A 13540-nucleotide genomic window follows, 5' to 3' on the forward strand; every position below is an offset into this window, starting at 1 on the left:
TAATATATATAAAATAACCAAGTAGGAGGAGTTCAAGTGAGGCAGAAATCACGTAGCCTTGGGAGACCTCGTCAAAATCAAACGACAAAACCAACAAAAATGATTATTTTAGATACAGCAACAAAATTATTTATTCAACACGGCTATAAGATTGTTTCCATGGATGATGTCGCCAAAGAATGTAATATTACAAAAGCGACTGTTTATTATTATTACTCTACGAAAGCAGAGTTATTTACAGATGCTATGGTGCATATGATGCAGCGAATCGCTTTAAGAATTTCGCAAATTTTAGCAACAGATGCGCCTTTAAAAGCAAGATTATATCAGCTTGTTAAAATTCAGCTATCAGCAACAATTGATGTGGATATGGGAAGCTTTATGCGAGACGCCAAAACGCATTTATCTGATCAACAGCTACAAATGATGAAAGAATCTGAAGAGCAAATGTATGAAGCAGTGGAAAATGTATTAATAGAAGCTATGAACAAAGGTGAAATTCCAAAGTTCGACCCTAAATTCGCCACACATTCATTCATGTCTTTATTAAACGTAGGTAATTATCGAGATGCACAATCCCAATCCATATTCTCTTCCATTGATGAAGCGACAAAACAAATTGTTGATTTTTATCTTAGAGGTTTAGGTGTTCAATAAAAACGCCTAAATCTTTTTGTTTTTGAACAATATTAAATAAAGACTTGCTAATACTATACCAAATAAAAGGTGACCCACTATCCACACAACTAATGCCTCAACCGAGGTAATGGCTGGTGTTCTATTAGAAAGTACCGTCATTGGGAAATACACTAAGGCGATGAATATTGATACTAAAATCACTACAATTAATTGATGTCTTTTTATATATTTTTTAATGTAAATTATGTATACCATAACAATCGATAACCCAATGGAAATAAGTAGATGCAATAGAAATTCCACAGTTTCCGGATAGTGATAATTTCCAAAGATGGGCATAAAATCAACATTTAACAACAATGTGTACACTCGTATATTGTAAGTGACTTCAACATATTTAAAGAGGTATCCTAGGAAAAGACCTGCGATAGTACCTGCAATAATACTTTTTATAACGAAATCCTTTTTTCTCACTACCATCACCCTTCCCTAAATGTTTACTGGACTATAAATGGAGGTATTACTATGAAAAAAATAATCGTTTGGTTCAGAAAAGATTTAAGAATCCACGATCATGGTGCACTTTTTGAAGCTGCTCAACAAGGATATATAATACCTGTTTTTATTTGGCCTTCTGAGCAAGAATTCGAATATACTGATAGTATTGCTGCAAAATGGTCACTTCATCAATCATTAATATCCCTGAAACAAGATTTAGCAACAAAAGGAATACCTCTTATTATACGTAAAGGAAATATCCAAAAAGAGTTATTGCAGCTTATAAAAGAAACATCTGCTGATGCGGTTTTTTATAATAGATGTTACGAACCTTTCATGGTGCAATCCTTATTTGAGATTGAAATACAACTTTCTAAGTCTAAAATTGAAGTACAATCATTTCCAGGTAATCTTCTCTATCAGCAATGCACCATTTTAAATAAAAGCCATGAACCATATAAAGTATTCACTTCTTACTGGAAGAGAACTATGCAAGAACATGTACCCACTCCTTATGCCATTCCAAAGATGACTTCTACTTTAGAAACATTACCTGAATCATTAGAAATACATGAATTACAATTATTATCACCTAACAGCATAGAACCTAGGCTAGATCTACATTGGAAAATTGGGGAACAAGCAGCGATTAGTCATTGGACAGAGTTTCTAGAATATGGACTTAATAAATATGAACGCTATAAAGATTTCCCTAGCACACAGGCTACATCACTGTTATCCCCTTATTTAGTTTGGGGGAATATTAGTGTGAAATCGATTTGGCATTCTATTCAATCTCACGAAATACAAGATCCATCTACTGAAATGTTTTTAAGACAACTGGTTTGGCGTGATTTTGCATATGACCAGCTAATCCACTTCCCTACTATGCCAATAAAGCCATTGAGAGAAGCATTTAACACTTTTTCATGGGAAGGTACATCAAGTGATTTCAACAAATGGAAGCTAGGACAAACTGGTTATCCACTAGTGGATGCTGGTATGAGGGAATTGCAAGCTACAGGCTATATGCATAATCGAGTACGAATGGTAGTTGCTTCATTCTTGGTTAAACATTTACTAGTTCCCTGGACAGAGGGATCTAAATGGTTCGCGCAAAAGCTAATCGATTTTGATGTCGCCAATAATGCTATGGGCTGGCAATGGACAACTGGCTGTGGCATTGACTCAGCTCCCTATTTCCGTATCTTTAACCCAGTCGCGCAAGGCCAACGTTTTGATCCAAATGGCGATTACATTCGTCAATGGATACCCGAATTGAAGCATTTGTCCAAAAAATTCATTCATAAACCGTGGGAAGCCTCACAAGAAATACTAGCATTAGCACAAGTAGAATTAGGTAATGACTATCCTTACCCTATTGTTGAACATGATTTCGCAAGAAAACGTGCGTTACAAGCTTATAATCTCATAAAAAAAGCTTAGTTCCCATGAGAGAACTAAGCTTTTTATTATAACTCTTCTTTTGCTACATTTTTCAACAATTTATTTTGGATGGCCAAATATTGATCGACCTCTTCCTCACTTAATACGCTGAAAAGTTCCAATGCTAAATCATGTCCCTTTGACTGGGCATCAATTAACACCTTACTTCCCATTTCTGTAATAGCTAATAAAACATGACGACGGTCATTAGCATTATATTGACGTTCTGCAAAGCCATTTTTTACTAACTTTGTTGCAATATTCGTCATAGCACCTGGCGTATAGCCGAGCTTATCTGCTAAAACAGTCTGCTTTTGTGGTCCGTTTATCTTTAACTCACTCAGAGCTAATATAGGTGATATGCCTATATTATGTGGAAACATTTGTGAAAATCGAATGATATTAGCATTGTTTACTAATTCAACTGCATGTATAAGTTTAAAAATATTCGTGTCTCTCAATTTGTCCTCCCCTGATTGCAGAAAAACTTATCTAAGCATTATTGATCCACCGTCAGCCATAATTGTTTGACCAGTAATATATTGAGAATCCTCAGAAGCTAAGAATACTGCTACGCGACCGATATCATTTTCAACATCACCAAAACGTCCCAAAGGAATTTTGTTTTTAACTGCTTCATAATATTCTGGTTGTGCTTTTGCCCAAGCTTCTACACCTTGTGAATTTGCAAGCGGTCCAATTATGTTAACGTTGATACCGAAACGGCCCCATTCGTTAGCAGCTACACGTGTAATACCACGAATTGCTTCTTTAGCTGCCGCATATACACCTTGCGTTTCATGTCCAGCTAAACCAGCACCTGAAGCAAAGTTAATAACATTTCCTTTTGTTTCCTTCAAGTATGGAAGTGCGGCTTGCATTAAATAGAATGTTGCGTAGAAACCTGTACCAAATGATAGATCAAGATCTGCTTGAGTTGTTTCCTCAATTGATACTTGTTTTGATGCATGAGCATTGTTTACTAAGACATCAATTTTACCATATTTATCAGCGACTGTCTTCACGATATTGCCTAAATTATCACGATCCATAAGGTTAGCTTGGATAAATGTTGATTTTGGAGAAATTTCTTGTAATTCTTTTGCCATTGCTTCTCCAGCTTCTTCATTTAAATCAACGATTGCAACGATTGCGCCTTCTTTAACCATTGCTTTTGCCATACCGCCACCGATACCGCCAGCTCCACCGGTGATAATTACCACTTTTTCATCTAACTTCCCCATTAATCACAACTCCTTTTATTCATGATTATATTTTAACATTAAAACATTTATTAGTGAAATGTAAAATCCCCCTTTAAAAAGCCTATTGATTCATAAAAGTTATACTACATAAGTCTTTACAGCAACTTTTTATGGATATCATTTACATATAATTAAACACTAATATTCGCTCATTTATATTACGAATGGAAACTTCTTTAAGAAATATCTCATTCTCTAATTCAAAATTAGTTTCATATTGTAAAAACTGCACATAATCTATTGATGGATAATATAAAATAAGACTAATTTGACGAGGCTCCAATTCAACAGAGCGTAATATATTGTTTACTACTTTACGGAATATTTGAACTGAGAATGGATTGAAAAAGAAAAACACATTATCTTTTGGCTGAATTAAATAATCTTGTGCTAACACACATTCAAAATCAATAGCACTATTTTTCACACTGTGTTTCTTCATATATTGAACTTTATTCGTTAAAGCATTTTCATAAAAAGTAGAATTCATTTCAACCCCAACAACATTTGTATGAAAGCGGTGATGCACATAAAAAGGTACACGTCCTTTACCACACCCCATATCCACCACACAATCCGTACTTTCAAGACTATATTTCTCAAAAAGTTGGTCTAGTGCGGCGTATGGCGTAGGCTCATAGCGGTGGTAATGCGTCAATGTTGGATAGCCATACTGATTGCCTCCAGTCTCAATATGTAAAAGCTGATCAAATTGTATTTCATTCATATTTTGTTCACCCAATCTTTAATATTAAATATTTTATAATTAAAACTTTTGATTATCTAATAATTTTCAATTATAATGGTCTCACAATTTAATAATAATTTAACGGAAGGGAATTTGTGAATTATACGACTTGTTTAGCAAAATGAGCTTCCATCATTACTAGTAGTGGTGCCGTAATTGATGAAAACCACTCGTTTTTATGCTGAAGAAACCGTTCGTTCAAGAAGTGAACTCTAGGGACTAGCAACGGAGGCTAGATTCTTTTAATCATTTTCTAACTCACTCTTCTTAATCCGTTTTTATTAAATGTAAATGGGCAGTGAACTTTGGCTTTCAAAATCTGAAGGAGAAGTTTTACTCATTTAAATGTTTTAACGACAAAATACCTTTCTTTTAAGCTAGCTGCTCGACACAGCTAGCTTCTTTTTTATTCTTTGAGTTATATTTTATTAACTTCAACAAAAATCTGACTCCTTTATTAATAATAGGAGTCAGACATACACATAAGAAATTCAACTAACATCAGTTGATTTAGTTAACAGCACTAACTTTTTTAAATAACAAAAGGTTGCCATAGATTGATGTGCTATACAATCAATTGGCAACCTTTTGTCTCTTTTAAAGTAGAAGTTGGGTGGGTTCACTCTGCCAGCACCGGCAATCAGTTACCGGGCAGTGATTATTCATTCGTTAGTTTTATCGTCTGCGTTTAAATAGGAAGACGAGAATCGTGGCTATAATTAGGCATCCAATAGCTATAGAACTTATTATAATCGTGTCTCTTGAATAACCCTTTATTTGCTGATTTTCTTTATCGGGTACACCTAGAATCTGCCCACCATCTCCTCCAGGACCACCCTGCATACCATTTGGAGGTTGTCCTCTTTCAGGCATATTGTTTGGATCAAAACCTTCGCCACCAGGTAGATTTTGTATACCCTCTTCTTTGGTTTCTGCGTTAGTTTTTGCGGTAGTACCTTTATCAGTATTTGTATTTTGTTGATTTACTTTATCACCTGTAGAGGTGGGTGAATCTACAACCAATTCACCTGATAGTTGTTTCAAAATTGATTGTGAACGTTGTTTTGCGAATTCAGGTAAGCTATTATCACCTGTTACTGCCGCTTTAAATTCTTCTGTTGTATAAAATTTCGTTGGATCTTTTTCAACATAAGGAGTGATTAATTTTGCAATTTTAGCAGTTTCTATTGCAATTTTATCCTCTGTTAAATATTTTGTAGCTATATCATTTAAATATTCTTCATATTTTTTACGATATTTATCATTCGATAGTAGGGCGTTTAATAATGGACGCTCTTCTAAAGACGTCCCAGAAACCGGTGTTGTTACACTGAAATTGATACTTGAATCTGAAATCAACTGACCATTTCCTGCGCCCATACCTACACGTTTTTCGATAGCGTCTTTATCCTTAGTGGCATCTTTTGTTCCATCAGCCTCTTCTTTGTTTAATTCAGATCCTATTGTATCGTCTGTTAATACTTCTTGATCTGCATTATTTATAGGATCCTGATTTTGCACTTCTCCGTTATTTTCCTGTGGTGGCTGCATTTGTCCCCCATCACTAGGTGGTTGACCTTGCGTACCTTCTGGAGGTGTAGGCATACCATTCATATCCATTTGTTCATCACTATTTGAGCCTGCTTGAGCTTTACTCTCAGTAGTTGATTTTATTTCAGAATTGCTATCACCTTTAGTAGCTAAAGAATCTTTTTCTGTATTTTCGTTAGTGTTTTCTTGGGTTCTATCACGGCCGCCACCGCCTCCCCCTGCACCAAAACCTCCAAAGCTCATATTGTAATCCCAAGGAATAATGGAGAACTTGCCTTTTTCTTCATATAAATAATAGTTATGCTTCATGTTACCTTGATAACTATCTAGGTTTACTAGTGCTGTATTTGTTGCAAAATAGCGCAACATATTGTCCACATCAACTGTGTCTTCAATACTAGCACCTTTATTGTTAATGGCACTTAAGAAATTAATCATCGCTTCATCATCAGAATCATCTGTACTTGTTTTTTCATTCAAACCAGTGTAATCATCGATATCATCACTAATCCATTTCAAATCACTGCCTGTACCATCTGGTTTGTATAATGACCCAGTATTGGTTAAGAAATTTTTGGCTAGGAAAGTTTCGTCCACTTGTTCAACGCCTAGGAAAAGCCCTCTATCTTCACCATTCACCGTTACATACATATATGAGTATGAGGGTGTTGGCAAGCCCATTTCTTCCATTAGCTGATAAGAAAGATATTCTCTCATCAGAGTTGCATCACTATAATTGTTGTTTAAATTCAGCTTCTTCAAACCATATAAACTTTGCTCGTCATTGTAATAATCGAAGTCGATTTTCAAGCTGTATCGATCTGAATCTTCATCACTTGCCACCTCGCGCAACGACAAATTACCTTTTGTACGTACACCGACGTGCTCAAGTATTTTTCCATTTACAGTAACATTTGCTTCTTTAATTTCCTCATCAAGCGGATTATCTAACATGTCTTGCCAATCCTTATCAGAAATTTCAAGATCGACTGTGGTTACTTTATCTTTGTTAAATACCTTATTTGTATAACTTGTTTCTGTATTTTTGGAATCCAAAGATAGATTGGGCAAGATTCCTACAGCGCATATGAACACAATCACGAGTACAGCGAGAATGCCGTATACTACTCTATTTTTGATCATGCTGTAACTCCTTTACGATGATTTGTGGTTCTTGTATTAAGCAGTGAAGTTACCATCGTAGCTAAGCATTACTGCTGATTTCACACCTTGAATAGCTGTTAAATCATTCATGAATTTTGAATCATTTTCTTTTACTCGAATTTCGTAAGTTACTTCTAACTCTTCACCAGGCATCACTGATTTTGATTTTAAAGCGTGTTTTTTTGATTGAGATGAAATAACTTTTTCCATAGCATTTTCAACTGTTGAATCTGCATATTTTATGATTAATAAATATGGATTTTCAATTGTGATTCTATTGACGAATAGTACTAGCACTAAGCCAATTAATATTGAACCTACGATTACTAATGGAATAAATCCGGCACCACATAAAATACCTGATACGATAGACCAGAATAAAAAGACTAAATCCATTGGGTCTTTGATAGGTGTTCTAAAACGAACAATTGATAAAGCACCGACCATACCAAGGGACAATAGGACATTTGAAGAAATACCCATAATAATAAGTGCTGTGGCCATTGTCATAATCATTAAAGAAATATTGAAAGTGTGTGAATAAATTACACCTGAAAATGTCTTTTTATATACTGCATAGATAAAAAGGCCAATGATAAATGAGACAAAGAGTCCGATTAATGCATCTGTTAGCGAGAAAGCTGACGTTTTCTCTATAAAGCTTGATTTGAAAATATCTGTGAAATTTGTTGTATCCATTATTAATTCCTCCAAAAAGTATTAACCGTACATACGGCTTAATTGATATTTTGAATATGCATCAGGTCTACGATCCATCATTTGCAACATCATTTTGATAACATCCGGTAAATATTCATCGTATTTCACTTCTAAAATTACTTGTGTTGGATCAAATACAGATGCCATAGGTAAATCTGGATTAAAAATATCTGTATTACGAAAACTTGTTTTAATTTGGCCATCAAATGTCACGCGTACATTCCCAAATGGGTAAACATACGCTTCGCGAACATAATCAACAACTGTCATCGGCTTCAATTGATATAAAGACATTTGAATAAATAGTTCACGAATAAGTTGGCGTTCATCCTCCTCCATCCAGTCAATCTGTCCAATACGCATTGATTCATATTCATCACATGAAATACGGCATTTTTCTTTAAAAGTTAAATTGTTTCGCTTACTTTTCTTTTCAAGATTAATGAATGATGAATTATGGCCGTAAATACGAACGCGATATTTATCACGTTTGAAATAACCTTCTTTTTTCTCATTCAAAATTTTGTTTTCAAAGTTATCGAAATACACGCTACGAATTAAATACTTCCCATCACCACCAGCATGTGCATCAAGTTTCATCACATGTTGTAGTTTATTACGTAAAATGGTGTAATCCATTTGTGAGATGGCATGTTTGAGTTCTTTTCGACCTTTAACAGTAAACTCATCTTGATATCTCATATTTTTTTGCTCCCTTTATCACTTATTTTCCATCAGCTAATGCATTCTCGATTTCATAATCTTCATATAAAGAAGACAACCATGTTGAATAGTTGGCATTTATTTTTTCGTTCATTAAAGCTGTTTTTACATCATCCTTTGAGTTTTCAAATGTAGCTTCCTTTGCTGCTTTTTTACCTGTAACTTTAATAATGTGGTAGCCATAATCTGTTTTAATAGGATCGCTTATTTCATCCACTTTCATGGAAAAAGCAGCTTTTTCAAAACTTTCGTCCATTACACCTTTTCCAAAATAGTCTAGGTTACCCCCATTTGAAGCACTTGCTGTATCAGTTGAATACTCACTAGCTAGCTCTGCAAAGTCTTCACCTTTTTTAATTTTCTTCTCTACCTCTTTTGCTGTTTCTTTGTCTTCAACTAATATATGACTGGCTTGTACTTGCTCTTCTTGAGAAAAAGTATCTTTATTTTCTTTAAAATATGTTTTTAGCTCTTTTTCGGTAATATCTATTGTTGGTTCTATTAATTTTGTAGTTGTTAAATACGTCTTAATATTGTCCTTTGCATCTTGTAATTTCATAGCGTTAGATTCTAGCGCTGCTTCAAATGCCTCTTTACCACCATAAGAATTTTGCAAGTCATCTAGCTCCGCCTGAATCTCTTTATCTGAAACGGTAATTTTTTTCTTGACGGCTTCTAGCTCAATGACTTTATTTGTGATCAGTGTACTAAGCACGTCAGTCCCATATTGAGAAACAAGTTCTTTATTTAACTCTGATTGGGTTATTTTTTCCCCGTTAATTTTAGCGACGTAATTATCTGCTTTTGGTACTGTTAAATAGTAGGTAATTAACGCCATTAGTAAAATTAATGGGATTCCTATAACTAGAATGAGGCGCTTACCCCTCCCCTTCTTATCTTCTGATATTTCTTTTGTCATTTATATCATCCTTCCTTATGTTCTGTTCTTTACAAAACCTACTTTACAGAATCAATGTGTCAGCTAAATGTCGGGATTTGTATTTATGAAAGAAAAAAATCCAATTCGAATTTATGATCGAATTGGATTTCTTGGTCATTATCATTTATTTGATTTTGGAATTATTAATTTGAATGTTGTACCTTTCTCAGAGCTTTCTACAAGATGTAGATCGCCAAGGATGGACTGCGCCATCATTTTACTAAGCGGTAGCCCTAGACCTAAGCCACGCACTTCGTATTTCTTATTTTCACCTCGATAGAAGCGTTCGAAAACTAAATCTTGCTCTTCCTTTGGAATACCTTGTCCATAATCAGATACAGTAATAACAACCGATTCCTTCTCATCATGCAAAACGACGTTAATATTGCCTTGCCCCTTCATAGCTTGTTCAGCATTTGTAAATAAATTGGTGAAAATCTGTTGAAAACGAATAGCATCAATATTCACCGTTACTAACTCTTTTAATGTAGTCAGTGTTAACTGGATATCGTCAGTGTCCTGCATTAGCCTCCATCGATTAACTACGTCTTTTACCATTTGGTTAATTTCAAGTTCTTCAAATTTTACAGGAATGGCGTTTACAGCAAATGAGTTGAATGCCAATAGATCACCAACCATTGTTTTTAATTTTGATGTTTCATTTATCGCCATTTTAACAAATTCGCGAGCATCATCACCTGAAACAACTCCATCTTGAATGGCTTGTAACAGACCACTAATAGAAGTTACAGGTGTTTTTAATTCATGTGTCACACCTGCTAATAATTCTGTTCTCATTGACTCAAGTTGTTCCAAGCGCATTGCCATCTCTTTAAACGAACGAACAAGTTCATACACTTCTTCTTCCTTTAAATTTTCAGGAAGTTTGATATTATAGTCTCCCTGCTGTACTTGTTTTGCTGCGGCGGCAACCTCTTTAATTGGTGTAGCTAATCTTCTTGATAAAAAATAAATTGCACCTAAACCTAGCAATGCTAAACTGCCTATCATAATAGCTAGCTGACCATACTCTTGATTTAAATGTGTAAGGCTCTCCTTCGATTCTACAATGACTACCCAACCGACTTGTTCATCGTCAATTTCAATTTTCTTCTTTACCGCATAAAAAACTTTTGATGTACCATTATAAGTAAGTTTCTGTACCTCATCACTAGACGATAAAATATCGGCTTGAATACTTTGCTCTCGCGGTCCTTTAGGACGATTACTTGAAATGATTTTGCCTTCAGTATCTACTATATAAATGACGGGCTTAATATCCATATTCATAAAACGATCACGCTCTCTAAATAGTCCAGGATTTTCACCATTTGGAATTCCTGCATCAACATTATCTGAAATGCGATGAGTCGTTTCCTCTGCCATGAACTCAATCATATCCAATCGATACACTAGTGTTGTATGACGTAACCAGATTGCTGATATAAACGCAATAATTGTTAGCCCTATACATAGAGTTAGCAAATAGCGCGTAGTCCAATATCGCGTTAAGGATACCCTTTTCTTTTTACGACTTTTTAACACTTAACTGATACCCCAATCCACGAAGTGTCTTTATTTCCCCGTCTTCGGCAGGCCAGTTTTGTAGTGATTTACGTAATCTCTTTATTGCTAAATCGACTGCACGGTCGCTACCATCATATTCCCATCCCCACACTTGCTCAATTAATTGATCTCGTGTAAATGTTTTGTTTGGATGCTCTGCTAGAAACATTAATACTGATAAATCTCTTGGTGTTAAATCTATTTCTTGATTATTCACATGTACATCATGTGATTGTAAGTTAATTTCTAAGCTACCAAATTTCCTCTTAGGGGCTTTATCGCCTTGTGTTCTTCTTAAAACGGCTTTCACGCGTGCAACAACCTCTTCAGCAATAAATGGCTTTGTAATGTAATCATCTGCACCTTCATTTAGGCCTTCAAGGCGATAATTGACTTCACCTAAGGCTGTTAACATGATAACTGGACAAGTATTTATTTGACGTATTTCCTTTAAGATCTCCCACCCACTTTTTCCTGGGAGCATAATATCTAATAACACGAGATTAGGATTAAATTCATGGAATTTCTTAATTGCATCAGAACCATTATAGGCCTGCTCTGTTTGAAAATTCACCTTTTGCAAATAGGCCTTGAGCACTTGGCTAATCGCAAATTCATCTTCTACAATGAGTACTTTATCCATACAATTCCCTCCAACTCGCTTATATTTTCGTTTTCCAAACATTATATCATTTCAATACGTCAACTAGATGTCATAAACAAATAACAAATAACACATAACTGAAAAGCGGTAAAAAATTAAAAAAACTCCACTAACATAGCCGTTAGTGGAGCTCATAATTTTTTATTAAAGAAATGTCCTAGAAGTGAATGAAAATAATTCTTCCACTAAGCTATTTATTGTACTGAATCTTCTGGTTTGTCAAAGTAGGTTGCCGCTTTTTCGTAATCGAAGCGACCTTCCCATTTAGACATAACAATTGTAGCTAGAGAGTTACCAACTACATTTACCACTGTACGAGCCATATCAAGAATACGGTCAATACCAGCAATAAATGCTAAACCTTCTGGTGGAATACCAACAGTACCAAGAGTCGCTAATAATACAACAAAAGATACACCTGGTACGCCTGCAATACCTTTAGAAGTAACCATCAATACAAGTACTAATGTAATTTGATCCATAATAGTTAAAGGAACATTATACATTTGAGCAATGAAAATTGCCGCAATCGCTTGGTATAGCGTAGAACCATCTAAGTTAAATGAATATCCCGTAGGTATTACAAAAGATACGACATCCTTTGGACTACCGAATTTCTCCATTTTTTGCATTACTTTTGGTAATACGGTTTCAGAGCTTGAAGTAGAGTATGCTAAAATCAACTCATCTTTTAATACTCTAAGCAAACGGAAAATATTGATACCAACGAGCTTAGCAATTGAACCTAATATCACGATTATAAAGAATATCATGGATGCATAAACTAAAATCGCCAATTTACCTAAAGGAATTAATGACTCTAAACCAAATTTTGAAACGGTTATCCCGATTAATGCGAATACACCAAAAGGAGCAAATTTCATAACTGTGTTCGTTACCCAGAACATAGCGTCTGCTGTTCCTTGGAAGAAAGCAAGAACTGGTTTCCCTCTCTCACCAATAGAAGCTACACCAAGCCCAAATAATACAGAGAAGAAGATTATTGCTAACATGTTCGTATTAGCCATAGCATCAATGATATTCGTTGGAACAATATTAATAATTGTATCAGCGAAACCATGACTTTGTACTTCTTCAGTTGTATGAAGATATTGAGAAATATCACCTTTAGTGATAGCACTCATATCCACACCAACACCAGGTTGGAATATATTCGCAACCAATAAACCGACAACAATTGCAATTGTTGTTACAACTTCAAAGTAAATAAGCGTTTTCGCACCTAATTTACCAAGCTGTTTCATGTCACCTGTTCCAGCAACACCTAAAATTAATGTAGAAACAATAATCGGCACAACGATCATTTTGATCATATTCAAGAATATTGTACCAATTGGTTGTAAATAAGTTTCAACCTTTGGATTGCCGTAGAAAATCGCACCTACTGTAATACCTAAAACAAGTCCGATCAATATTTGAACAGCTAAACTTATCTTAAATTTTTTCTTCATCAATAAGTCACCCCTTTGTTCTGTTTTACTTTTTACAGAAAAAGCCTTATTCACATTTTAATAACGACTTATCAAATCCGACAGAATCCGACATTTATTTGATTAAAAAATTTTGAAATAAGAAATTATATTGTTTTTCCACTA

13 protein-coding genes are annotated in these 13540 nt (G+C 34.8%); 2 read left to right on the forward strand and 11 right to left on the reverse strand.

Going from position 1 to position 13540, the window contains the following annotated elements:
* The first annotated feature begins 36 nt into the window (after positions 1-36).
* The gene (locus MKY02_RS21460) at positions 37-657 is read left to right on the forward strand and encodes a TetR/AcrR family transcriptional regulator (RefSeq protein WP_038178950.1); all 621 of its coding nucleotides are present in this window, start codon (positions 37-39) and stop codon (positions 655-657) included.
* A gap of 6 nt (positions 658-663) precedes the next feature.
* Here the strand turns inward: MKY02_RS21460 and MKY02_RS21465 are convergent, their stop codons facing one another.
* Positions 664-1113: a hypothetical protein gene (locus MKY02_RS21465; protein ID WP_143691306.1), complete on the reverse strand. Its 450-nt coding sequence runs from the start codon at positions 1111-1113 to the stop codon at positions 664-666.
* A gap of 51 nt (positions 1114-1164) precedes the next feature.
* On the opposite strand from MKY02_RS21465, the gene MKY02_RS21470 reads away from it, so the two are divergent.
* A complete protein-coding gene (locus MKY02_RS21470) occupies positions 1165-2583 on the forward strand; it encodes a cryptochrome/photolyase family protein (protein ID WP_038178948.1) in 1419 nt (472 codons plus the stop codon).
* Between the two features lie 26 nt (positions 2584-2609).
* Here the strand turns inward: MKY02_RS21470 and MKY02_RS21475 are convergent, their stop codons facing one another.
* The 10 genes from MKY02_RS21475 to MKY02_RS21520 form a co-directional block, all read right to left on the reverse strand.
* Positions 2610-3044, reverse strand: coding sequence for a MarR family winged helix-turn-helix transcriptional regulator (locus MKY02_RS21475; protein WP_038178946.1), 435 nt, complete (start codon positions 3042-3044; stop codon positions 2610-2612).
* A gap of 27 nt (positions 3045-3071) precedes the next feature.
* Positions 3072-3827 carry an SDR family NAD(P)-dependent oxidoreductase gene (locus MKY02_RS21480; RefSeq protein ID WP_038178944.1) on the reverse strand — a complete coding sequence of 252 codons (756 nt, stop codon included), beginning with the start codon at positions 3825-3827 and terminating at the stop codon, positions 3072-3074.
* 142 nt (positions 3828-3969) lie between these two features.
* Positions 3970-4575 (reverse strand): class I SAM-dependent methyltransferase, encoded by a 606-nt coding sequence (locus MKY02_RS21485; RefSeq protein ID WP_038178942.1) that lies wholly within the window; start codon positions 4573-4575, stop codon positions 3970-3972.
* A gap of 696 nt (positions 4576-5271) precedes the next feature.
* Positions 5272-7290 carry a CotH kinase family protein gene (locus MKY02_RS21490; RefSeq protein WP_340711669.1) on the reverse strand — a complete coding sequence of 673 codons (2019 nt, stop codon included), beginning with the start codon at positions 7288-7290 and terminating at the stop codon, positions 5272-5274.
* A gap of 36 nt (positions 7291-7326) precedes the next feature.
* Positions 7327-8010: a DUF4956 domain-containing protein gene (locus tag MKY02_RS21495; RefSeq protein ID WP_038178940.1), complete on the reverse strand. Its 684-nt coding sequence runs from the start codon at positions 8008-8010 to the stop codon at positions 7327-7329.
* A 21-nt stretch (positions 8011-8031) separates the two neighbouring features.
* Positions 8032-8733: a polyphosphate polymerase domain-containing protein gene (locus MKY02_RS21500; RefSeq protein WP_038178938.1), complete on the reverse strand. Its 702-nt coding sequence runs from the start codon at positions 8731-8733 to the stop codon at positions 8032-8034.
* A 22-nt stretch (positions 8734-8755) separates the two neighbouring features.
* Positions 8756-9673 (reverse strand): peptidylprolyl isomerase, encoded by a 918-nt coding sequence (locus tag MKY02_RS21505; RefSeq protein WP_038178936.1) that lies wholly within the window; start codon positions 9671-9673, stop codon positions 8756-8758.
* 141 nt (positions 9674-9814) lie between these two features.
* On the reverse strand, positions 9815-11239 hold the full coding sequence (locus tag MKY02_RS21510) for a HAMP domain-containing sensor histidine kinase (RefSeq protein ID WP_038178934.1): 1425 nt from the start codon (positions 11237-11239) through the stop codon (positions 9815-9817).
* A complete protein-coding gene (locus MKY02_RS21515) occupies positions 11223-11903 on the reverse strand; it encodes a response regulator transcription factor (RefSeq protein WP_038178932.1) in 681 nt (226 codons plus the stop codon). Before MKY02_RS21515 ends, MKY02_RS21510 begins: the two co-directional genes overlap by 17 nt.
* 215 nt (positions 11904-12118) lie before the next feature.
* Positions 12119-13396 carry a cation:dicarboxylate symporter family transporter gene (locus MKY02_RS21520; RefSeq protein ID WP_038178930.1) on the reverse strand — a complete coding sequence of 426 codons (1278 nt, stop codon included), beginning with the start codon at positions 13394-13396 and terminating at the stop codon, positions 12119-12121.
* Between the last annotated feature and the right edge of the window lie 144 nt (positions 13397-13540).

The organism is Viridibacillus sp. FSL R5-0888 (assembly GCF_038009105.1).
Lineage (GTDB): Bacteria > Bacillota > Bacilli > Bacillales_A > Planococcaceae > Viridibacillus > Viridibacillus arenosi.